A 21,438-nucleotide genomic window follows, 5' to 3' on the forward strand; every position below is an offset into this window, starting at 1 on the left:
TCAAAAAGGGGAAGGAGCGAGGGGAATGCGGGGCAAACTGAAAAATTTGACCGTGCAAGTCATTCTTGGCATTGTTTTCGGGATTATTGTCGGATTTTTATTTCCAGAGTTCGGAACGAAATTAAAAGTGCTGGCCGATGGCTTTATTAAGCTGATCAAAATGGTGATTACCCCGATCATTTTCTTTACCGTTGTCATCGGAATCGGCAATATGGGCGACTTGAAAAAGGTGGGCCGCATCGGCGGCAAGGCGCTCATTTATTTTGAAATTGTCACTACGTTTGCGTTGGCGATTGGGATTGTGGTCGTCAATCTTATCAAGCCAGGGGTTGGGTTTAACACTGACGCGGTAAAAGGCGGCGACATTTCCCAATATACGAAGCAAGCGGAAGAGACGAGCCACGGGTTTGTCGATTTCGTGCTCAGCATCATCCCGGACAACGTCGTTGCCGCAATGGCGAGCGGCCAATTGCTCCCGGTGCTGTTTTTCGCCGTCCTGTTTGGGTTGGCAGCGGCCGGTTTAGGGGAAAAAGCCAAACCGGTGCTTTCACTCTTTGAACGAATCGCTGACATTTTCTTTGGTGTGGTCAACCTAGTGATGAAAGTGTCGCCAATCGCAGCGTTCGGCGCTATGGCGTACACGATCGGCACGTTCGGCCTTGGTTCGCTCGTGTCGCTCGGCAAACTGATGGGGTCTGTTTACATTACGATGGCGCTCTTTATTTTCGTCGTGCTCGGCGGGATTGCCAAGCTTTACGGATTTAACATCTTCAAGTTCCTTGCTTATATCAAAGAAGAGCTGCTGCTTGTCCTTGGCACTTCTTCGTCTGAATCGGCGCTACCGCGGCTGATGGAACGCCTTGAAAAATACGGCTGCTCGAAGTCGGTCGTTGGTCTTGTCGTTCCAACCGGATATTCGTTTAACTTGGATGGCACATCGATTTATTTGTCGATGGCGGCCATTTTCATCGCCCAAGCTTATGGCATTGATTTGAGCATCTGGCAAGAATTAACCTTGCTCGGTGTACTGATGCTTACTTCGAAAGGAGCAGCTGGAGTTACGGGGTCCGGATTTATCACGTTGGCAGCGACTTTGGCTGCGTTTCCGATGATTCCAGTTGAAGGCATCGCCTTGCTGCTTGGGGTCGACCGCTTCATGTCGGAAGCGCGGGCGATTACGAACATTATTGGCAACGCTGTAGCTACGGTCGTTGTGTCGAAAATGGAAAATGAATTTCACCCGAATCGGAATGAAGCCGAGTCTGCCCGTATGACCGCCGTCCAATAAGCGGGGCAGTAGCCAAAGGAAAAAATGTCAGGCATCCCATCCCGGGGCGCCTTGGAAGACTGGTGAAAAAAACCGCTCATTCCCTTCCAATAGGGGAACGCGGGAAAAGCAGAACTGATCAAACAACGTTTTTCTCGTATTGCCAAGCGGTATTTACGATTAAATCACTAGCCTCTCCGACCGATGCTCAAAACGAGCGTTCCCCCCGTCCGCCAAAGGCGGGGAAGGGGCAGCAAGGAGCTGGGCTCGTTTGGAGAGGGGAAGATGGGCGCTTTCTTGCCGCAAATGAACCGAGCGCGGCAGGGAAGCGTTTTTTTGGGAAACGAGCGGCCGAGCTCCGGTTCCTTTTGATGGTGAAGAATGAAATAAGGTGAAGCGGAAACTGTAATAGGGAGCGAGGGAGCGCGTCCTCGCTTTTTTGGCGGCAGCGGATCAGGAATGTTTGGGTGCATATATTTTGCGTTTTCTTCACCGTTTTTCCATAATAAAACTATACCGATGTTGGAGGGGGAAGCGACGTGAACCATTTGCAAGATTGCGCGGTATTACATAACGGCGTGCGCATGCCGTGGGTTGGCCTTGGCGTCTACAAAGTCAAAGAGGGCGAGGAAGTGAAACGCGCGGTGCGCACCGCGTTGGAAATGGGCTATCGCCATATTGACACGGCTGCTTTTTACGAAAACGAAGAAGGGGTCGGGCAAGCGATCCGCGAATCCGGCATCCCACGTGAGCAAGTGTTTGTGACGACGAAAGTATGGAACACCGACCAAGGGTACGAAACGACGCTAAAGGCGTTTGACAAAAGCTTGAAAAAGCTCGGTTTCGATTATGTGGATTTGTATTTGGTCCATTGGCCGGTGAAAGGGAAATACAAAGAGACGTACAAGGCGCTTGAAAAGCTATATAAAGACGGGTATGTGCGCGCCATTGGCGTCAGCAATTTTCAAATCCATCATTTGCAAGATGTGTTGGCTGATTGCGAAATCAAGCCGATGGTCAACCAAGTCGAGTACCATCCGCGCCTGACGCAAAAAGAGCTGCACGCGTTTTGCCGGGAAAACGGCATCCAGCTTGAAGCATGGTCGCCGCTCATGCGCGGAGAAATTTTAAACGAACCGACGATCGTGGAGATTGGGAAGAAATACGGGAAAACGCCGGCACAAGTCGTGCTGCGCTGGGATTTGCAAAACAGCGTTGTCACGATTCCGAAATCGGTGACGCCGGCGCGCATAAAGGAAAACGCGGATCTCTTCGATTTCTCACTGTCCGATGAGGAAATGAAACGAATCGATGCATTGAACGCGAACAAGCGGATTGGCCCTGACCCGGACCATTTCAATTTTTAACGAAATGATCGTCTACACAGCGCCCGTGCCGGCGCTGTTTTTTTGGTGAGGAACGAAACCAAAGCGGCATGTTTGACGTATGAATTGATGAACAAGTACAATAAATAATAGTATACACATTTGATCATCATTGAAAAAACGGAGGGGCTGCGATGCTATTCCATCCGATGGATATTTTCATTTTTATCGCTTTCTTGATCTCGCTTTGGGCGCAGTGGAAAGTGTCGAGCAACTTCAATGCTTGGTCCGAAGTCCCGGCCTCATCGGGCTTAACAGGGGCAGAAGTGGCGCGCCTGATTTTAGACCGTCACGGCTTGCACCATGTGCCGGTGGAGGTCGTGCCGGGGCGGCTTTCCGACCATTACGATCCGATCTCTCGCACCGTCCGTCTCTCGGAACCGGTGTTTTACGGGCGATCGATCGCTTCCATTTCGGTGGCCGCCCATGAAGTCGGGCATGCCGTTCAGCATCAGCAAGGGTACGCGGCGCTTGTTCTCCGCCACCGGATGTTTCCCGTTGTGAACTTGGCTTCCGGCGTGGCTCCGTTTTTGCTGCTCGTTGGGTTTTTGCTCCATCAATTTTCATTGATCGGTCTCGGCATTTTGTTCTTCTCGCTGGCGGTGGCGTTCCAAGTCGTTACGCTGCCGGTCGAGTTTAATGCGAGCGCGCGGGCGAAACGGTTTATGCTCGCTGAAGGGATCATCGCTCCAAACGAAACGCGCGGCGTGAACAAAGTGCTCGGCGCGGCGGCGTTGACGTATGTGGCGGCAACATTGATCTCGGTATTTGAGCTGTTGAAGTATGTGCTGATTTTTACCCAAGGGAGCAATAATGAAGAGTCGTAAGTGATGGGCCGCCTGTTGTTGGCGGCCTAACGTGGCATCAGTGTGCTGTAGAAACTTTACTGTGCAGGAGGTGTAATCTGGGCGCTTCATCCGCGCTCGGAGACGAATTGGACATAGCCAGTTTGCTGTTGGTGGCATTGCTGATCGCTTGCACCGCCTTTTTTGTCGCTTCCGAATTCGCGATTGTCAAAGTGCGCAGTTCGCGCATTGATCAGTTGGTCAATGAAGGGAACAAACGGGCGGTTGCGGCGAAAAAGGTGATTTCGAACTTGGACGGCTATTTATCGGCGAACCAGCTGGGCATTACCCTTACTTCACTTGGCCTTGGCTGGTTGGGGGAGCCGACGGTGGCGCGGATGTTGCTGCCGCTGTTTGAACGCCTCCACTTATCGGAATCTGTATCGCATTTTTTAGCATTCATCATTTCCTTTTCGCTCATCACCTTTTTGCATGTCGTCGTTGGCGAATTGGCGCCGAAAACGTTCGCCATTCACAAAGCGGAAGCGATTACGCTGTTTACGGCTAAGCCGCTCATCTGGTTTTATAACATCATGTATCCGTTCATTTGGACGCTCAATCATTCGGCGCGGCTGGTGACGCGTCTGTTCGGCCTCAAGCCGGTGGCGGAGCATGAACTGGCCCACTCGGAAGAGGAGCTGCGTCTCATTTTGTCGGAAAGCTACAAAAGCGGGGAGATCAATCAGTCGGAGTACCGCTACGTCAGCAACATTTTCCGCTTTGATGACCGCGTGGCGAAAGAAATCATGGTGCCGCGCAAGGAAATTGTCGCATTAGATCTTAACAAAAGCGTCAAGGAAAACTTGGAGATCATCCGCGAGGAAAAATATACGCGTTATCCCGTCATTGATGGCGATAAGGATCACGTACTCGGCCTTATTAACGTGAAAGAAGTATTTACGGACTTTATCGCCAATCCGTCAAACGAAAAACAAATGAAAGATTACATCCGCCCGATCATTCAAGTCATTGAATCGATTGCGATTCATGATTTGCTTGTGAAAATGCAAAAAGAGCGCATCCATATGGCGATTTTAGTGGACGAATATGGCGGTACGTCCGGACTTGTAACAGTCGAGGACATCTTGGAAGAGATTGTTGGGGAAATTCAGGATGAGTTCGACATTGATGAGACGCCATTGATTCAAAAAATGGATGAGGGATTTGTGCTCGATGGCAAGGTATTGATTAGTGAAGTCAATGATTTGCTGGGCTTGGAGATCGACGATGATGACGTGGATACGATCGGCGGCTGGATTTTGACGAAGCATTATGACATTCAAACCGGCGACAGCGTGGAAATCGATGGTTATTTGTTTACAGTGAAAGAAATGGACGGCCATCATGTGAAGACACTGGAAGTGGTAAAAAAAGAGCCTGAGCAGCCAGAGCCGGGTCAGGAAAACGGGGAGCCGGCACGGGCGGAAGAAGAGCCATTGCATTGGTAAGGCAGAAAAGGCAGACGGAAACGCCGTCTGCCTTTTGCCGTTCTGCCGTGCAAGCGAAATCTAGAAGGGCGGTGATTTCGTGCAAAATACCGCTGAGTTCCACCCATTTCTCAATGAGAGAAACCTCGCAGAATCAGCTTTCTTCTCTGAATGAAAATGCCGCCAATTGGTGTGTGACAGCAGTTTCTCACCAGCCTTCTAGAGGGGCGGTGATTGACTCGCGCAACCGCTTCTCAGCATCATTTTTCAAATAGAAAAGCCTTGCAATAATGCATATTTTTATTCATCGACCAAAGGAGACCAATCGCTTTCATCGACCTTATAGAAGGCGAGCCGGCCGTGATGGAAAGAGCTGCTTCGCCGTTCCCCTCAATTTGTGAACGCTTTGGGGAGCGGCTCTCGTTTTATGGCCTCCGCCGGCGGTGAGGTCCCATCGCCGCTTTTTCACCGCTCTATTCGCGAGCGAGGGGCGAGAGATCAACCGGAAAGTCGCTCGTCGGCGCGAGGCAAACGACTTCTTCGTTGGTAAACGGGTGGCGGAATGTCAGTTTAACAGCATGGAGCGCATGGCGATGGAACGATGGCTGACCGCCATACAGCACGTCGCCGACAAGCGGGTGGCCAAGATGCGCCAAATGGACGCGAATTTGGTGCGTCCGCCCGGTGTCGAGGCTCAGCTCAACGAGCGAGGTCGACGGGAACGTTTTGAGCACGCGATAGTGGGTCACCGCCACGGCTCCGGTTTTTGAGACGCACCGGCGCGTCGGATGATGGCGGTCGCGGCCGATTGGGGCGGAAATAGTCCCCGATGTTGGTGACAAATGGCCGTGAACAAGGGCGACGTACGTCCGCTTAATGGCGCGGCGGGCGAGCAGTCGATCGAGCGTCGCTCCGGCAAGCGGATGTTTGGCAAATAAAATCGCTCCGGAAGTGTCGCGGTCAAGCCGATGGATATGGCGGACTTTGGTCAAGATTCCTTGCGATTGCAAATAAAAAGCAACGGCGTTGGCGAGCGTGCCTGTCTGTCCCGGTTCGGACGGATGAACGTCTAGGCCGGCTTCCTTGTTCAAGACGAGCAAATGGTCGTCCTCCCATAACACGGAAAGCTCCCGGTATTCTGGAATGAGAAAAGACGGCTCCGGTTCGTAGGCGTAAAGCTGCAGGCGGTCGCGCTCTTTCAGTTCCGTCCGCCATGAAACCGCTTGGCCGTTCAGTTTGACTCCCTGTTCCATTCGCCACCGATGGGCGAGTTTTTTCGAGGCAGCCCATACCTCTTTCAGCAACTGTTCAATGGTCAACCCGCTCCAGAAACGCGGGATCATGCATTCGAGCCAGTCCCCTTTTCGTTTCCACAAACGTTGTCGCACCTCCCAGTTCCCTGTAGTCGTGGAAACACTTTCTACCTCAATCCCCGCAGCGAATATGATACACTCATAGTATCCGTCTGAACGATGGAAAACGCAAGCATGGCGGCGAGAAAAGGTGGGATGAACGTTGAAAATGATGTATGCGGTAACTCCAGAGCAAGAAAACTACATGCATTATTTGCTCAACTACTTTTACAGCGGGATTTTCCCTTATTACTTTGATGACGAACAAATCCGGCAATTCGAGGAATGGGGCATTCTTTCGCTGGACCACGAGCGTGTTACATACAACGGGACGATGAAGGAAGCGTTCCACATCATCTCGGCATTGCAGTCGCTCATTACGGTGATCGAGTGGATCGGGGAGCGAGGGAAATGTGAGCCGTATGAATGGTTGTTTGTCCGCAATCAAACCATTCTGGCCCGTTATGGCATCACGTTCCCTTTTCAAGCGAACCAATTCGCCAAAAAGCGCGCGTTCCCGTGCAGCCAGTACGTTCCTGCGGCCAGCGAGTGGGTGATGTAAACGGACAAGGAGCTTAGCCGAAAGGCGCAGCTCCTCTTTATTTTGACCGGGAAATGGAGGAGAAAAACTCACGGAACGTTTGCTCATCATGGTACCCTTCGATTCGCTTCGTCTCTTTGCCGCCCTCGTAGTGGACGATCGTCGGGGTCGCTTCAATGCGGTAGTCGTCCCAACCTTCTTCGAATTCAAGCAAGTTGAACAGTTGCAAATCAATGCCGAGTTGTTTGGCCAACGGCACGACAATGGGAGTCGTCCGCTGGCAATGCGGACATAACGGGCTGTAAAAGTAGACGGTCAGCGACTTGCCCGCGGCCAACTCCCGTTTGAGCTCGGCGGGCAAAATGATGTTGCGGTAGTTTGGGTCATCAAGCTGATCGACGGTGGCCGGATGCAAACGGCTTTTATGGAATGGATTTCCTTCTGCTTCTTCTTTTTGCTCCAGCTTTGTCATCCAAGCAATAACAGCAAACAAAATAGCGATCAACCCACCCCAGATCACCAGTTTTTTCAAACGTTGTTCCTCCTTTTTTGCTGGCGCATCACGGCAACGCTTAGCAATGCGATGATCAAAAAAGCGGTAAGGGCCAGAAACGGGATGGTAATGAAACCTAGCCAGTTCATGTATTGCCCTGTGCACGGGATGCGGCCGCATTGGATGGCGTAATGCTGAAAAACAGGTATTTTTTGTAAAGCGTAATGATAGAGCGAAATCAAGCCACCGATCACCGATAACGCCAAACTGTAACGGGCGGTGGAAAACTCCTTGCGGACGATGGCGATCCCTAAAATGATGACTTGCGGATACATGAATATGCGCTGAAACCAACATAAGTCACACGGAATAAAGCCGAGCACTTCGGAAAAATACAAACTCCCTAGCGTGGCGACCAGCGCTGTCACCCAAGCGGCCAGCAGCAAGTTTTCCGCGCGTGTCTCCTTTTTCACTCCCGTTCACCTTCTTTCGTTCGCGCGCAAGAAATGCGGTTCACCTTTTCCTTTGCGATTGCGGCTCAGCTTCATTATAATCGACCGAAATCGACGCGTCCATCAACAAGAAAGGGGAGAACGGCATTATTTTCTACCTATATCGTTCGGCAAACGAGCCATACTAATCGGTGAAAGGGGAGGATCACATTGACGAACAACAGCGGAACGAAAGTGCAAGACATTATGACGAAAAACGTCGCGACCATTTCGCCGAATCAAACGGTGCAAGAAGCAGCGCAAATTATGAGCCAAAAAAATATCGGCGCGCTTCCGGTTGTGGAAAACGGGCAAGTGAAAGGGATGATCACCGACCGCGACATTACGTTGCGCGTATCGTCCCAAGGGAAAAACCCGGCGACCGTCAAAGTCGCTGAGGTGATGACGAATCAAGTCGTCACCGGCACGCCGAACATGAGTGTTCAAGATGCCGCTAACGTCATGGCGCAGCATCAAGTTCGTCGCTTGCCGATCGTTGAAAACAACCAGCTTCAAGGCATCGTTGCTTTAGGGGACATCGCGACGAACAGCGTTTCGAATGAAGCGGCGGAACAAGCGTTGACCAACATTTCTGAGCCGTCGCAGCCACAAGGATAGCCGTAGAAAAAGGATGCCTTTATTGTCGAGGCATCCTTTTCCTTTTGGCAGGTATATTGTATGATGGGAACGAATACATAAACAGGAGAAAGAAAAGCGGGAGGGAAAATGGATGGAATGGAGACAAAAATACGAACAGTGGCTCCGCGAACCGCAGTTGCATCCGGAATTGCGGCAACGCCTAGAGCAGCGTCGCGACGATGAACGGTGGCTTGAAGATTGCTTTTACAAAAATCTCGAGTTTGGCACCGGCGGCATGCGCGGGGAACTTGGCCCCGGAACGAATCGCATGAACATCTATACGGTCCGGAAAGCATCGGAAGGATTGGCCCGATACATACAATCGTTTGGCGATGAAGCGAAGCGGCGCGGTGTCGTGATCGCTTATGATTCGCGGCATCAATCGCCGGAATTCGCGATGGAGGCGGCGAAAACGTTGGCCACAAACGGCATTCAAGCGTATGTGTTTGACGAATTGCGCCCGACGCCGGAGCTGTCGTTTGCCGTTCGCCATTTGCGGGCGTTTGCCGGCATCGTCATCACCGCGAGTCATAATCCGCCGGAATACAACGGCTATAAAGTGTACGGCGAAGACGGCGGACAACTGCCGCCCGCTGTCGCCGATGAGGTCATCCGTTATGTCAATGAAGTCGAGAATGAGCTCGCTGTTTGTGTTGAGGATGAGGAAGTATTAAAGCAAAAAGGACTGATTCGGATTATCGGCAAAGAAATCGATGACGCGTACATTGACGCTGTCAAAACGATTTCGCTGCATCCGGAGCTGGCCAAAGAAACAAAGATGACGATCGTGTTTACGCCCCTTCACGGCACGGCAAACAAGCCGGTGCGTCGCGCGCTCGCCGAGCTCGGTTACCAAAACGTCTTTGTCGTCAAGGAACAAGAACAGCCGGATCCGAACTTTTCAACCGTCGCTTCGCCCAATCCGGAAGAGCATGCAGCGTTTGCCATGGCGATCGAGCTTGGCGAACAAGTGAACGCCGATCTGCTCATCGCCACTGATCCGGACGCGGATCGGCTCGGTATTGCGGTAAAAAATGGGGAAGGGGAGTACATCGTCTTAACCGGCAACCAAACGGGCGCGCTGCTGCTTCATTATTTACTGTCGCAGCGCAAAGAAAAGGGGTTGCTTCCACCCAATGGGGTCGTCTTAAAGACGATTGTCACGTCCGAGTTTGGGCGGGCGATCGCCGCCTCGTTCGGTTTGGAGACGGTCGATACGCTGACCGGGTTCAAATTCATTGGGGAAAAAATCAAGGAATACGAACAGACGGGACAGTATGTGTTCCAGTTCGGGTATGAAGAAAGCTACGGGTATTTGATCGGCGACTTCGTTCGCGATAAAGATGCCGTGCAGGCGGCTGTTCTGGCGGCGGAAGTGTGCGCCTTTTACAAGCAGCAAGGGCTGTCGTTGTATGAAGGGCTTCTTCAATTGTTTGCCAAATACGGCTACTATCGTGAAGGGCAACAATCGCTCACGTTAAAGGGGAAAGAAGGAGCGGAGGCGATCGCCGCGATTTTGGCTTCGTTCCGGCAGCAGCCGCCGGTGGAGGTCGCGGGGAAAAAGGTGACGGTGATCGAGGATTACAAAACAAGGGAGCGGACGAACACAGTCACCGGAGAGAAAACGGCGCTCACCCTTCCGGCTTCGAACGTGTTGAAATACGTATTGGAGGATGGCTCGTGGTTTTGTTTGCGTCCGTCAGGGACGGAACCGAAAATGAAAGCGTACTTTGGTGTGAAAGGGACATCGCTCCAAGACAGCGAGGAGAAGTTGGCCGCGCTGACGGGTGCCGTCATGCGGCGAGTGCACGACGTCTTGCGCGCGGTGTCGCCTTCTTACGCTCCGTAACGGGCGGACAAACAGCGGCGGGGAATTGGACGAAAAACCAATTCCCCGCTTGCTTTAGGAGTAAAAATGGGCGTACGCCTCCGTCCCCATTTGTTGTTCGCTGACTTCAAGGGCATGATCGATGTAGCGCAACAGAGCGTGGAGCCGCTCTTGAATGATCGAGTAATCATGCTCGAAATTATAAGCGTGAAGGAACTTTTCGATTTTTTTGGATAGCATATCATCGGGCGTGCGCACCATTAAAATCAGCAAATTATCCCACTCCGAGCGATGCGTGTAATAGAGCGCTTTATCGTAGTCGACGGTGTTCAAGCGGCATGCCTCCTTTATCGGGAAGGAGTCATTGTTAGTGTATGACGCCCTCCGTTTTTGTTGCCCTGTAAATGTTGTGACAGAAGGCAAAATATAAATTATACCCGAAACGGAGGAGAAAAAAGAAAAGAAAATATTGCAATTTTGTGACAAGAATAGTATCCTCTAAGTAAGGGGATGATGAGATGAATCAACGACATGAAGGACAACAAATGACCAACATGTGCAAATGGATGGCGTCCGTCGGCTTAACGGTCGGAACAGCGCTTTTTTTGCTCAGTTTTATCGCAAACGCTTACAACAAAGACTTTTTTCTTACCATTGTCAGCCTTGGAATTATCGGCGCTTCGATGGTGATGTTCGGGTTCGGCTTGTTCATGGGCCTGCTCATGGAAACGTATCGCCGTGATTCGACTAAACACGTATAGCAGGAGCCGAAAAACGAAAAACACCGGCGTTCAGTCCGGTGTTTTTCGTTTTTGCTGCGCCCGCCACCAGAAGAGGGCGAAGCTGAAAGCGATCACGAAGGCGAGAAGAAAAAACGGGCGATAGGCGTGGAGGTATTGTTTGACGGCCGTCCAGCGGCTTTCAAAATAAGCGCCAATCGTCAAAAACACCGCCACCCACACCATGGCTCCGCTGTAGGCAAATAGGGCAAACTTTCGCCATTGGTAGGCGTTCGTCCCGGCCCAAAAAGCGGCGAGATGCCGAACGCCGGGGATGAAATAGCAAATGAACAGGACAGTTGGACCGAGTTTCACAAACAGCGCTTTCGTTTGCTCGAGCCGTTTTTCCGTTACGTGGAGCTTAGGACCAAATCGGTGTAAAAACGGTAACCCAAGCGTAATTCCGAGCGTGTAGCTGAGCGAGATGCCTATAACGGCGCCAAGCCAGCAAAAAAGGAAAGCGAGCGGATAGGAAAACGAACCGGTCGATACGCGGTAGCCGGCATAGGTCAGCAGCAATTCATCAGGAATCGGCAGCCCTACGATGCCAAGCATGAGCGCGATCATAATGCCGATATAGCCGAAATGGTCGATGAGATGGTGCAAATAATGTTGCAAATAACCACCACGCTTTGCCGCAATTTCTTGTATATGACCATTATAAGCCAACGGTCCCCAAATGAAAATGGGGCGCTGCGCGTTCATGCCAAACGATCGAACGTATCAAACCGCCGTTTCCCTCATACATTGTGGTAAGAAGAAAAGGGGGGATTGGATGCGGCAGGACGAGCTGAAAGAGCTGGAGCGGGCGATTGCGGAGATTACGGAAATTGCCGAAGGATTTGGCCTTGATTTTTATCCAATGCGCTATGAAATTTGCCCGGCGGACATTATTTACACGTTTGGCGCCTACGGCATGCCAACGCGATTTTCCCATTGGAGCTTTGGCAAACAGTTTTACAAAATGAAACTGCATTACGACTTAGGGTTAAGCAAAATTTACGAACTCGTCATCAACTCGGACCCTTGCTACGCGTTTTTGCTTGATACGAATACGCTGATCCAAAACAAACTGATCGTCGCCCATGTGTTGGCGCATAGCGACTTTTTCAAAAACAACGTCCGCTTCAGCAACACAAAGCGCGATATGGTGGAAAGCATGGCGGCGACAGCAGAGCGAATCAAGCATTACGAACATCAATACGGAAAACTGGAAGTGGAGAAATTTTTAGACGCCGTCTTGGCGATTCAAGAGCATATCGATCCCTCGCTCTTGCGGCCGAAACTGTCGTGGACGTGGGAAGATACGGAAGTGTACGAAGAGGAAGAGGAGGCGAAAGCGTCAACGCCGTATGACGATCTCTGGTCGCTTGATGAACGAAACAAGCCAAAAACGCCGCCGCGCAAAAAACGGCGCAAGTTTCCGCCGCAGCCGGAAAAAGATGTGCTGTTGTTCATTGAAGAATACAGCCGTGAGCTGGAGGACTGGCAGCGCGACATTTTGACGATGATGCGCGAAGAAATGTTGTATTTCTGGCCGCAGCTCGAGACGAAAATCATGAACGAAGGCTGGGCGACGTATTGGCATCAGCGCATTTTGCGCGAGATGGACTTGACGAGCGATGAGGCGATTGAATTTGCGAAACTGAATGCCAACGTCGTGCAGCCGTCGCGCACCGGCATTAACCCGTACTATTTAGGGTTGAAAATTTTCGAAGACATTGAAGAACGTTGGAACAACCCGACCGAGGAGATGAAAAAATACGGTGTCAAACCCGGATCGGGGCGGGCGAAAATTTTTGAAGTGCGCGAACTGGAGTCGGACATTTCGTTTCTGCGCAACTATTTGACGAAAGAGCTCGTCATGCGCGAAGATATGTATTTGTTCCAGAAACAAGGAAAAGAATATAAAATCGTCGACAAAAACTGGGAGACTATCCGCGATCAACTCGTCAGCATGCGAGTCAACGGCGGATTCCCGTATATCACAGTCAATGACGGCGATTATATGCGCAACGGCGAGTTGTATTTAAAACATTGGTATGAAGGGATCGAACTCGACTTGAAGTATTTGGAAAAGGTGCTCCCGTACATTTATCAGTTGTGGGGCCGTCCAGTTCATATGGAGACGGTCGTCGAGGAAAAGTCGATGTTGTTTACGTATGACGGGAAAACGGTGCATCGAAAATATTTGTGACAAAGGCAGGGGCATCCTGCTTTTTTGTTTGTCACGATGAATATGTGAAAAACGACACAAATTATTCGAAATTAGTTCATACAGTGCCCATCATTTTATGAAATAATAAGCAGTAGATGATTTTGTGAAACTTATCACAAATTCTTTATTCATTGATGGTTTGTCGGGAGGATGGATATGTGGAAGCGACACGAAAAAACGCTTGCGTTCGTTAGCTTTGCTGTTGCAGCTGTTGTCTTGCTTTCCTTGATTGGCCGTTTGTTTTCGTAAGGGGGGATAAATCGTGAACGGCTACGATCCGGTGCTGCTTAGCCGTATTTTGACGGAATTGACGCTGACGATTCATATCATTTATGCCACGATTGGTGTTGGAGTTCCGCTGATGATCGCGATTGCCCAATGGATTGGGATTCGCAAAAACGATATGCATTACATTTTGCTCGCTCGCCGCTGGACGCGCGGCTTTGTCATCACCGTAGCGGTCGGCGTGGTGACAGGAACCGCGATCGGTTTGCAGCTGTCGCTTTTATGGCCGAACTTTATGCAGCTGGCTGGCCAAGTGATCAGCTTGCCGCTGTTTATGGAGACGTTCGCCTTCTTTTTTGAAGCGATTTTCCTCGGTATTTATTTGTATACATGGGATCGGTTTGAAAATCAGAAAAAACATTTGCTTTTGCTTATCCCGGTGGCGATCGGCTCTTCGGCATCAGCGATGTTTATTACGATAGTGAATGCCTTTATGAATACGCCGCAAGGGTTTGAGGTGAAAAACGGCGAGCTTGTCAACATCGATCCGATCGCGGCGATGTTCAACCCAGCGATGCCGACGAAAGTCGCCCATGTGCTGGCGACGGCGTATATGACGTCAGCATTCGTGCTTGCTTCGCTCGCCGCTTGGCATTTATGGAAAGGCAATTGTCACATTTATCATCGCAAGGCGCTTCATTTAACGATGAAAACGGCGTTTATTTTTTCGGTAGCCAGTGCATTGGTTGGTGACTTATCGGGCAAATTTTTAGCCGAATACCAGCCGGAAAAGCTGGCGGCCGCCGAATGGCATTTTGAAACGGGCTCCCATGCGCCGTTGATCCTGTTCGGTGCGCTTGGAGAAGACGGGGAAGTGAAATATGCCTTGAAAATTCCATACGCCCTTAGCATTTTGGCTCATAACCATCCCGCGGCGGTTGTGACTGGGTTGAATGATATTCCGGAAGATGAGCGTCCGCCGCTATCCATTCATTATTTATTCGATGTGATGGTCACGATCGGGGTGTTTTTAATGGTGGTCGCAGCCGCATATTGGCTCGGATCGATGTTTCGCTGGAAATGGACAGTGAAAAAATGGTTTTTTGGACTGTTGGTGGCGGGAGGGCCACTGGCGATGGTCGCGATTGAGGCGGGATGGTACTTAGCGGAAGTCGGGCGGCAGCCGTGGATTTTGCGCGGCTATATGAAAACGGCGGAAGGAGCGACATCGTCTGCGCATGTTGATACGATGCTTGTGTTGTTTTGCCTTTTGTATACCGTGTTGGTGATTGCAAGCGCAACAGTGCTCGTCCGTATGTTCCGCCGCAACCCGGTTGAGCGGGAGCTGGCAGAGCGGGCCAATAACGGGGAGGTGGCGCCATGACGCTCGAAGTCATTGGCATCTCGGTGTTATGGCTGTTTTTGTTCGGGTACATTCTCGTTGCTTCGATTGATTTCGGGGCTGGGTTTTTTAGCGCCTATAGTCATTGGGCAAACAAACAGCATCTTTTGCACCGCATCATTCAGCGCTATCTTTCCCCTGTCTGGGAAGTGACGAACGTCTTTCTTGTCTTTTTCTTTGTCGGCATGGTCGGCTTTTTTCCGAAAACGGCGTATTATTACGGTTCTATTTTGCTTGTCCCGGCGAGCATCTCGATCATTTTGTTAGCTATTCGCGGCTCGTACTACGCGTTTCATACGTATGGGGGGACGGAACGGAACTGGTATTTAATCGCTTATGGATTGACAGGGCTGTTGATCCCGGCCTCGCTGTCTATCGTGCTGACGATTTCCGAAGGCGGGTTTGTAGAGGCAGGCGCTTCAGGTGTTGCGCTTGATTATGGGAAGCTGTTTGCAAGCCCGTTGTCATGGAGCATTGTGCTGTTAAGCGTGACGAGCGTTCTTTACATTTCTGCCGTTTTCTTAACGTATTATGCGGACGCGGCCAAGGATGAACGAGCGCGGGCGCTGTTGCGCCGCTACGCTCTTCTTTGGAGCGGGCCGACGATGTTGTCAGCGCTGCTCATTATTTATCAGCTCCGCTACCATAATCCCGAACATTACGCCAACCTATGGAACGTGGCGTGGATGCTGGTCATTTCCTTTTTGTTTTTTGTCATGACCGTTTGGCTCCTTTGGCGGCAAAGGCGATTCGGCTGGGCGTTTATTGCGTTGTTGTTTCAATACGCGTTCGCCTTTTACGCCTATGGCATTTCACATTATCCGTATTTGCTATACCCGTATTTGACCATTTATGACGGGTTTACGAATGAGACGATGGCTATGGCGTTGATCGTTGCGTTTCTTGCCGGTCTATTGTTGTTAATTCCGTCACTTTATTTGCTTATGCGTCTCTTTTTGTTTAACAAGGCATACGTGAAAGGAAAATGGGAAGGAGGGAAAGGATGATGGAAACATTTTTGCTCATGTATGCGCCGATGATCATCGTCGCCCTGTCGATCGTTGCTGCGTTTTGGGCTGGTTTGAAAGATGGGCACGTAAACGAGTAAACACCATTTTTTCGTTCATGCATAGTTTGCCGCCGATCGCCCACACTAGCGGATGACAAGACATCAAGAAAGGATGGGCGATCATGAAAGAAGTGTTGCAACGGGTAAAAGAGCAGCTGGAACAATCGTTTCACGAACCGCAATCGACAAGCCTTGACGGGGCGATTCATGAGCTTGAACGGTTAAAAGCGAGCGCCGGGGACAAGCGGCAAATGATCGAAGATGTCATCCGCGCGGTGACTCACGCGCGCAATGCGCGAATGGAGCTCGCCGCGGCAGGAGATGAATCGGCGACGAACGCTTTCGCTGAAGCCTATCGGGCGCTCGACCAAGCGATTGAGTCGTACAGCGATGTGGATAACGATCCGGTATGAGGCAGGTGGGCATGTCCCATCTGCTTTCTTGCTATAAGGGAGGTCCGATCGGTTCAATCAGTGGCGGATTGGCCGCAAACATGGTACAATAACAGGCGGAAAAAACGAAGAAACAGGTTTTCTAGGGTTCCGCGGCTGCTTTGCGGCCGGCCTGCGACCGAGAGAAAACGCGCGGCATCGCCGCGTACACGGAGGGACAAAAGCCCGGGAGGAGTATCAGTGGATATTTCTCACGGCTTTTTTCTTTTTCGAAAGGAGGAATGAAACATGGCGTGGATATACTTAGTTGTCGCCGGCGTGTTTGAAGTTGTCTGGGCCATTGCGCTGAAATATACGGAGGGGTTCACTCGCCTTTGGCCTTCTGTCGTCACCGTTTTAGGAATGGCTGCCAGCTTTTACTTTTTATCGATGGCCACTAAAACATTGCCGATCGGCACCGCCTACGCGGTATGGACAGGAATCGGGGCGCTTGGGGCGGTCGTCATTGGCATGATGTTTTTAAACGAACCTGTCAACGCGCCGCGGATCCTCTTTTTATTATTGATTCTCGTCGGGATGATAGGGCTGAAATTCACCGCTGGGCAGTAAGGCGACAAACGGGGGTGGCAAACGCACATCGCCATGTTGGCGCTTGATCGGTGCGGAAACGTCGCCTTTTTGTGTGATGTTTCGGCACAAATGGATTGACAGGTCATATCAATATTGATTATGATAAGATTAGACAACGCGATATCGTTTTGTTAAAGGGGAGTAGCTTTAACAGCAAAGTCGTCAGTTCAGGGCGCAGTTCCCGCCCTCGGCTTTGTTGGCAACGGTGACGTTGTTAGCGAGACCTTTACCTGCGACGGTAAAGGTCTGTTTTTGTTTTAAGACCTTTACCAACCATGGTAAAGGTCTTTTTTCATGGGCGGAAACGAAAGGGGGAAGATAATCGTAAACGAAAATGGACGGGGAGTTGCTCCGAAAATAACGAGAGATGGAGGGGATGGAATGCGCAACGTTTGGAAGCGGCTTCGCTTAGTGGTTCGAATCCGTCGGTTTCTTCCGTTTTTGGTGGAGTTTTTTACGTCGCGCGAAGTGCCGATACGAAAAAAAGTGTTTTCCATCGGCCTGCTGCTGTTGTATGTGGCGCTGCCGTTTGACCTCATTCCCGATTGGCTGGCAGTAGTGGGTTTGATCGATGATTTCGCTGTTTTGCTGTTCGTTTTGCAGCGCATCATCGCGATCGCTCCTGCTTCCTTAAGAGAAAAATATCAATTGTAGGGGAGGAAGGATACAGATGGAATGGGTTTCACCTGAGTTTTGGACCGCGTTGCTGTCGATTATCATCATTGACCTTTTGCTGGCAGGAGATAATGCGATTGTCATCGGACTTGCGGCCCGCAATTTGCCGAAGCACCAACAGAAGAAGGCGGTGGTGTGGGGGACGGTCGGCGCCGTCGTTATTCGGGCGTTGGCGACGATGTTTGTCCTCTGGCTGCTGAAAATTCCGGGCCTTTTGCTAGTCGGGGGTGTGCTGCTTGTCTGGATCGCGTATAAGCTGCTGATCGAGGGAAAAAGCCACGACGATGTCGAAGCCGGGGGAAGTTTATGGGGGGCGATCCGCACGATCATTATCGCCGATGCGTTGATGGGGCTTGATAACGTGTTGGCGGTCGCCGGTGCCGCTCATGGAAGTTTTCTCCTTGTTGTCCTTGGGCTGCTCATTTCTGTTCCGATCATGGTGTGGGGCAGCACGCTCATTTTAAAATGGATTGAGCGCTTCCCGATTATCATTACGATCGGCGCTGGTGTCCTTGCTTGGACGGCGGCGAAAATGATCGTTGGCGAGCCGTTTTTGAAAGAGTACTTTGCCAACCCTGTGATCAAATACGGATTTGAGTTGCTCGTCGTTGCCGCTGTCATTGCCTTTGGAACGTGGAAAAAACAAAAAACCGCCAAAGAACCGCAGCCCAAAGCCGCCAACGAATGATTGGCGGCTTTTCCGATGGAACGATTATCGAGTAGACGGCCGCCTCCATTTCAACAGAACGACTTGCAGCAATCGTCCAACGGCCCATCCAGGAATGACCGATAAAATGGGCAGCCAAATCGGCCCGAAAAAGATGCCCGCAACTTTGACATCGAACGAATACATTAAACCGACGGTCACAAAGTAAGCGGAGAAAACAAACGGCAAAAACGAATACGGTGTTTGGCCGCCGCCGGCATCCTTAAACGCGTCCCACATCGCAAAAAAGTACAAGCAAGGATAAAACATGAGCCAGCCGATGTCCACCATGGCCGCCGCTTCATTGGTGCGCCCTAAAAAGCTGAGCCGAATGGCTTCGTTAAACCGCGATTGCGTGTTAATGAGCAGCTCTAAAAAAATCATGGCGATTCCTTTGACATACTTTTTGTTTAACAGTTGCCCGAAACCGGGCAAGGCGATGCTCCATAACAATGCTTCGATGGCTTTCACTTTCTCGACCCTTTGCTAAAATAATGTTTTGTGACCGCTGTGTTGGTTGTTTCGCGATGAAGCAGAACAAGGAAGAGCGAGCGTAAGCAGAAGGATCAGCCCAGCGGCGTGCAATTACATTTTTCGCTTTCCTCTTTGATTTTATGCTTTTTTGCAATAGTGGAATGGAGATCCTTCCCTATTAGGCCAAATAGGTCATGCGTACGGAAAAAAACTTCTTTCAATTTTTCAGAATAATGAATATAATAAGAATGGGAACAATTTTAATTGCATCAAAGGGGGAAAACGTGTGAAGGGGCTGAAATCGATTTTGTTATGGGGCCTGATCTCGGTTCTAGGGGCCGCAGGGTTCGCTATTTTGGCTTTAAGCCGCGGCGAATCGGTCAACGCCATGTGGCTGATTGTCGCTGCCGTTTGTACGTATGCGGTCGCCTATCGCTTTTACAGCCGGTTTATCGCCCGCAACGTGTTTGGTCTCGATGATAGCCGGAAAACGCCGGCGGAAGTGTTCAATGACGGAAAAGACTACGTTCCGACCAACAAATGGGTGTTGTTCGGGCATCACTTCGCCGCCATCGCCGGCGCCGGGCCGCTTGTCGGGCCGATTTTGGCCGCGCAGATGGGGTATTTGCCGGGAACGCTTTGGATTGTCATTGGCGTCGTTCTTGGCGGAGCGGTGCAAGACTTTGTCATTTTGTTTGCTTCGATGCGCCGCAACGGGAAGTCGCTCGGCGAAATGATTAAGGAAGAAATGGGGCCGGTCACGGGGCTTATCGCTGCGTTTGGTATTTTGGGCATTATGATTATTTTATTGGCGGTGTTGGCGCTCGTGGTTGTGAAAGCGCTTGTCGGAAGCCCGTGGGGGATGTTTACGATCGCTGCGACGATTCCGATTGCGATTTTGATGGGCATTTACATGCGCTTCATCCGTCCGGGACGCGTCGCGGAGGCATCGCTTGGTGGATTTGTGCTGCTCATTGTATCGATTGTAGCGGGGCAATATGTCGCGGAGCATCCGACGCTTTCCGCCATGTTCACGTTAAAAGGGGAAACGATCGCCATTTTAATGATCATTTATGGCTTTGTCGCCTCGGCTTTGCCGGTGTGGCTCTTGTTGGCGCCGCGCGACTATTTGAGCACGTTTTTGAAAATTGGCACGATCATTGGTCTGGCGCTCGGTATTTTGGTCGTGATGCCGGATTTGCAAATGCCGGCGGTGACGAAATTTATCGATGGCACCGGACCGGTGTTTGCCGGTAATCTGTTCCCGTTCTTGTTCATTACGATCGCTTGCGGCGCGGTGTCTGGATTCCACGCGCTCGTGTCGTCCGGCACAACGCCGAAGATGATTGAGCGGGAAAGCCATGCGCGCCCGATCGGCTACGGCGCGATGCTGATGGAGTCGTTCGTGGCGGTGATGGCGATGGTGGCGGCTTGCGTCTTGACGCCGGGAGCCTATTTTGCCATCAACAGCCCGGCGGCTGTGATCGGAACCGATGTGGCGCAGGCGGCAAAAGTGGTATCGTCATGGGGGTTCACCGTCACGCCGGATATGCTTGCGCAGCTGGCGAAAGACGTCGGCGAGCAAACGGTGTTGTCGCGCACGGGCGGGGCGCCGACGTTGGCGATCGGGATGGCGCACATTTTATCAAGCGTCATCGGTGGCAAGACGCTCATGGCGTTCTGGTACCACTTTGCGATTTTGTTCGAAGCGCTGTTCATCTTGACGACCATTGACGCTGGCACGCGCGTCGGCCGTTTCATGATCCAAGACATTATGGGGACGTTCTACAAACCGCTCGGCAAAACGGATTCGCTCGTCTCGAACTTGATCGCCACGACCCTTTGCGTACTGGCGTGGGGCTACTTCTTGTACCAAGGCGTCGTCGACCCACTCGGCGGCATCAACACGCTCTGGCCGCTGTTTGGCATCGCCAACCAAATGTTGGCCGGCATCGCTTTGCTGTTTGCTACGACGGTGCTGTTTAAAATGGGGAAAAAAGCGTATGTCTGGGTGACGCTCGTGCCGACGACGTGGCTGCTTGTCGTCACGCTGACGGCCGGGTATCAAAAACTGTTCCATGAAAATGTCAAAATTGGTTTCTTATCGCATGCGAAACTGTTCCAAGACAGCTTGAGCCAAGGCAAAATTTTAGCGCCGGCAACGAATGAGGCGCAAATGCGGCAAATTATTATGAACGACTACATTGATGCGACATTGTGCGCGATTTTCATGCTCGTTGTCATTGCTATGCTGATTTCCGCGCTCAATATTTGGATCAAGGTGCTGCAAAACAAACACGTGCCGCTCAAAGAAGCGCCGTACGTGCCGCGCGACGGAGAGGGAGCGAAGCACTATGCCTAAATGGCTGAAAAACGCTTTGGCTTATCGCCGCCAGTTTCTAGATTTGCTTGTCGGCGTGCCAAGCTATGAAAAATATGTCGAACATATGAAAACCCATCATCCTGGCGAGCCGATCAAGTCGCGAAAAGAGTTTTTCTGCGAGGCGCAAGAGGCGCGCTACAATGCCAAAGGCGGCAAAGTGTCGCGCTGCTGCTAGCGGCCTCGAAGGAAGAAGAGGCACGTCCTCTTCTTCCTTTTT

24 protein-coding genes and 1 riboswitch are annotated in these 21,438 nt (G+C 51.2%); of the genes, 18 read left to right on the forward strand and 6 right to left on the reverse strand.

Annotation, left to right across the window (positions count from 1 at the left end; translation table 11 throughout):
- Positions 1-25 precede the first annotated feature (25 nt).
- The 4 genes from ACTVIM_RS02960 (at position 26) to ACTVIM_RS02975 (ending at position 4,945) form a co-directional block, all read left to right on the forward strand.
- Positions 26-1,288 carry a dicarboxylate/amino acid:cation symporter gene (locus ACTVIM_RS02960; protein ID WP_339232362.1) on the forward strand — a complete coding sequence of 421 codons (1,263 nt, stop codon included), beginning with the start codon at positions 26-28 and terminating at the stop codon, positions 1,286-1,288.
- Positions 1,289-1,806: 518 nt separating this feature from the next.
- Positions 1,807-2,634, forward strand: a complete 828-nt coding sequence (locus tag ACTVIM_RS02965; RefSeq protein WP_033018701.1) for an aldo/keto reductase — start codon at positions 1,807-1,809, stop codon at positions 2,632-2,634.
- Between the two features lie 152 nt (positions 2,635-2,786).
- On the forward strand, positions 2,787-3,479 hold the full coding sequence (locus tag ACTVIM_RS02970) for a zinc metallopeptidase (RefSeq protein WP_445613581.1): 693 nt from the start codon (positions 2,787-2,789) through the stop codon (positions 3,477-3,479).
- Between the two features lie 107 nt (positions 3,480-3,586).
- Positions 3,587-4,945: a hemolysin family protein gene (locus tag ACTVIM_RS02975; protein WP_033018699.1), complete on the forward strand. Its 1,359-nt coding sequence runs from the start codon at positions 3,587-3,589 to the stop codon at positions 4,943-4,945.
- A 452-nt stretch (positions 4,946-5,397) separates the two neighbouring features.
- Here the strand turns inward: ACTVIM_RS02975 and ACTVIM_RS02980 are convergent, their stop codons facing one another.
- Positions 5,398-6,300 (reverse strand): RluA family pseudouridine synthase, encoded by a 903-nt coding sequence (locus ACTVIM_RS02980; protein WP_445613582.1) that lies wholly within the window; start codon positions 6,298-6,300, stop codon positions 5,398-5,400.
- A 139-nt stretch (positions 6,301-6,439) separates the two neighbouring features.
- On the opposite strand from ACTVIM_RS02980, the gene ACTVIM_RS02985 reads away from it, so the two are divergent.
- Complete coding sequence (locus ACTVIM_RS02985; protein ID WP_033843192.1) at positions 6,440-6,838, forward strand: YhcU family protein; 399 nt, start codon at positions 6,440-6,442, stop codon at positions 6,836-6,838.
- Between the two features lie 37 nt (positions 6,839-6,875).
- Here ACTVIM_RS02985 and ACTVIM_RS02990 read toward each other — a convergent pair whose 3' ends face one another.
- Positions 6,876-7,349, reverse strand: a complete 474-nt coding sequence (locus tag ACTVIM_RS02990; protein WP_445613583.1) for a thioredoxin domain-containing protein — start codon at positions 7,347-7,349, stop codon at positions 6,876-6,878.
- Positions 7,346-7,783: a disulfide formation protein C gene (locus tag ACTVIM_RS02995; protein WP_033843194.1), complete on the reverse strand. Its 438-nt coding sequence runs from the start codon at positions 7,781-7,783 to the stop codon at positions 7,346-7,348. The genes ACTVIM_RS02990 and ACTVIM_RS02995 overlap by 4 nt, the downstream gene beginning before the upstream one ends.
- 189 nt (positions 7,784-7,972) lie before the next feature.
- Here ACTVIM_RS02995 and ACTVIM_RS03000 point away from each other — a divergent pair, with 189 nt between their 5' ends.
- A complete protein-coding gene (locus tag ACTVIM_RS03000; RefSeq protein WP_445613584.1) occupies positions 7,973-8,419 on the forward strand; it encodes a CBS domain-containing protein in 447 nt (148 codons plus the stop codon).
- A 112-nt stretch (positions 8,420-8,531) separates the two neighbouring features.
- Positions 8,532-10,289, forward strand: a complete 1,758-nt coding sequence (locus ACTVIM_RS03005; RefSeq protein WP_445613585.1) for a phospho-sugar mutase — start codon at positions 8,532-8,534, stop codon at positions 10,287-10,289.
- Positions 10,290-10,343: 54 nt separating this feature from the next.
- Here the strand turns inward: ACTVIM_RS03005 and ACTVIM_RS03010 are convergent, their stop codons facing one another.
- Positions 10,344-10,601, reverse strand: a complete 258-nt coding sequence (locus ACTVIM_RS03010) for a YhdB family protein (RefSeq protein WP_144972942.1) — start codon at positions 10,599-10,601, stop codon at positions 10,344-10,346.
- A 185-nt stretch (positions 10,602-10,786) separates the two neighbouring features.
- On the opposite strand from ACTVIM_RS03010, the gene ACTVIM_RS03015 reads away from it, so the two are divergent.
- On the forward strand, positions 10,787-11,029 hold the full coding sequence (locus ACTVIM_RS03015; RefSeq protein WP_445613586.1) for an MFS transporter: 243 nt from the start codon (positions 10,787-10,789) through the stop codon (positions 11,027-11,029).
- A gap of 30 nt (positions 11,030-11,059) precedes the next feature.
- Here ACTVIM_RS03015 and ACTVIM_RS03020 read toward each other — a convergent pair whose 3' ends face one another.
- Positions 11,060-11,665: a DedA family protein gene (locus ACTVIM_RS03020; RefSeq protein ID WP_445613587.1), complete on the reverse strand. Its 606-nt coding sequence runs from the start codon at positions 11,663-11,665 to the stop codon at positions 11,060-11,062.
- Between the two features lie 157 nt (positions 11,666-11,822).
- Here ACTVIM_RS03020 and ACTVIM_RS03025 point away from each other — a divergent pair, with 157 nt between their 5' ends.
- The 8 genes from ACTVIM_RS03025 (at position 11,823) to ACTVIM_RS03060 (ending at position 18,346) form a co-directional block, all read left to right on the forward strand.
- Positions 11,823-13,244: a SpoVR family protein gene (locus ACTVIM_RS03025; RefSeq protein ID WP_033018685.1), complete on the forward strand. Its 1,422-nt coding sequence runs from the start codon at positions 11,823-11,825 to the stop codon at positions 13,242-13,244.
- Between the two features lie 283 nt (positions 13,245-13,527).
- Positions 13,528-14,874, forward strand: coding sequence for a cytochrome ubiquinol oxidase subunit I (locus ACTVIM_RS03030; protein ID WP_445613588.1), 1,347 nt, complete (start codon positions 13,528-13,530; stop codon positions 14,872-14,874).
- Complete coding sequence (locus tag ACTVIM_RS03035) at positions 14,871-15,899, forward strand: cytochrome d ubiquinol oxidase subunit II (RefSeq protein WP_445613589.1); 1,029 nt, start codon at positions 14,871-14,873, stop codon at positions 15,897-15,899. Before ACTVIM_RS03030 ends, ACTVIM_RS03035 begins: the two co-directional genes overlap by 4 nt.
- Positions 15,899-16,000 carry a cytochrome bd oxidase small subunit CydS gene (gene cydS / locus ACTVIM_RS03040; protein ID WP_407652276.1) on the forward strand — a complete coding sequence of 34 codons (102 nt, stop codon included), beginning with the start codon at positions 15,899-15,901 and terminating at the stop codon, positions 15,998-16,000. The genes ACTVIM_RS03035 and cydS overlap by 1 nt, the downstream gene beginning before the upstream one ends.
- 83 nt (positions 16,001-16,083) lie before the next feature.
- Complete coding sequence (locus ACTVIM_RS03045) at positions 16,084-16,374, forward strand: hypothetical protein (protein ID WP_445613590.1); 291 nt, start codon at positions 16,084-16,086, stop codon at positions 16,372-16,374.
- A 110-nt stretch (positions 16,375-16,484) separates the two neighbouring features.
- Positions 16,485-16,587, forward strand: a riboswitch (guanidine-I (ykkC/yxkD leader).
- A gap of 54 nt (positions 16,588-16,641) precedes the next feature.
- A complete protein-coding gene (gene sugE, locus ACTVIM_RS03050) occupies positions 16,642-16,962 on the forward strand; it encodes a quaternary ammonium compound efflux SMR transporter SugE (RefSeq protein WP_445613591.1) in 321 nt (106 codons plus the stop codon).
- 402 nt (positions 16,963-17,364) lie between these two features.
- The gene (locus tag ACTVIM_RS03055; RefSeq protein WP_033844793.1) at positions 17,365-17,637 is read left to right on the forward strand and encodes a YkvA family protein; all 273 of its coding nucleotides are present in this window, start codon (positions 17,365-17,367) and stop codon (positions 17,635-17,637) included.
- A 16-nt stretch (positions 17,638-17,653) separates the two neighbouring features.
- Positions 17,654-18,346, forward strand: coding sequence for a TerC family protein (locus ACTVIM_RS03060; protein WP_445613592.1), 693 nt, complete (start codon positions 17,654-17,656; stop codon positions 18,344-18,346).
- Positions 18,347-18,370: 24 nt separating this feature from the next.
- Here the strand turns inward: ACTVIM_RS03060 and ACTVIM_RS03065 are convergent, their stop codons facing one another.
- A complete protein-coding gene (locus ACTVIM_RS03065) occupies positions 18,371-18,835 on the reverse strand; it encodes a hypothetical protein (protein ID WP_445613593.1) in 465 nt (154 codons plus the stop codon).
- Between the two features lie 289 nt (positions 18,836-19,124).
- On the opposite strand from ACTVIM_RS03065, the gene ACTVIM_RS03070 reads away from it, so the two are divergent.
- Positions 19,125-21,200 carry a carbon starvation CstA family protein gene (locus ACTVIM_RS03070; RefSeq protein WP_445613594.1) on the forward strand — a complete coding sequence of 692 codons (2,076 nt, stop codon included), beginning with the start codon at positions 19,125-19,127 and terminating at the stop codon, positions 21,198-21,200.
- Entirely contained in the window at positions 21,193-21,396 is a 204-nt protein-coding gene (locus tag ACTVIM_RS03075; protein ID WP_445613595.1) for a YbdD/YjiX family protein, read from the forward strand. Before ACTVIM_RS03070 ends, ACTVIM_RS03075 begins: the two co-directional genes overlap by 8 nt.
- Positions 21,397-21,438 lie beyond the last annotated feature (42 nt).

The organism is Geobacillus sp. YF-1 (assembly GCF_052692335.1).

Bases quoted from the DNA above. Each gene is read 5' to 3' on its own strand.
- ACTVIM_RS03035 (WP_445613589.1), top strand. From the start codon at position 14,871: ATGACGCTCGAAGTCATTGGCATCTCGGTGTTATGGCTGTTTTTGTTC.
- ACTVIM_RS03060 (WP_445613592.1), top strand. From the start codon at position 17,654: ATGGAATGGGTTTCACCTGAGTTTTGGACCGCGTTGCTGTCGATTATC.
- ACTVIM_RS02970 (WP_445613581.1), top strand. From the start codon at position 2,787: ATGCTATTCCATCCGATGGATATTTTCATTTTTATCGCTTTCTTGATC.
- ACTVIM_RS03005 (WP_445613585.1), top strand. From the start codon at position 8,532: ATGGAATGGAGACAAAAATACGAACAGTGGCTCCGCGAACCGCAGTTG.
- ACTVIM_RS03075 (WP_445613595.1), top strand. From the start codon at position 21,193: ATGCCTAAATGGCTGAAAAACGCTTTGGCTTATCGCCGCCAGTTTCTA.
- sugE (WP_445613591.1), top strand. From the start codon at position 16,642: ATGGCGTGGATATACTTAGTTGTCGCCGGCGTGTTTGAAGTTGTCTGG.
- cydS (WP_407652276.1), top strand. From the start codon at position 15,899: ATGGAAACATTTTTGCTCATGTATGCGCCGATGATCATCGTCGCCCTG.
- ACTVIM_RS03015 (WP_445613586.1), top strand. From the start codon at position 10,787: ATGAATCAACGACATGAAGGACAACAAATGACCAACATGTGCAAATGG.
- ACTVIM_RS03055 (WP_033844793.1), top strand. From the start codon at position 17,365: ATGCGCAACGTTTGGAAGCGGCTTCGCTTAGTGGTTCGAATCCGTCGG.
- ACTVIM_RS03025 (WP_033018685.1), top strand. From the start codon at position 11,823: ATGCGGCAGGACGAGCTGAAAGAGCTGGAGCGGGCGATTGCGGAGATT.
- ACTVIM_RS02960 (WP_339232362.1), top strand. From the start codon at position 26: ATGCGGGGCAAACTGAAAAATTTGACCGTGCAAGTCATTCTTGGCATT.
- ACTVIM_RS03045 (WP_445613590.1), top strand. From the start codon at position 16,084: ATGAAAGAAGTGTTGCAACGGGTAAAAGAGCAGCTGGAACAATCGTTT.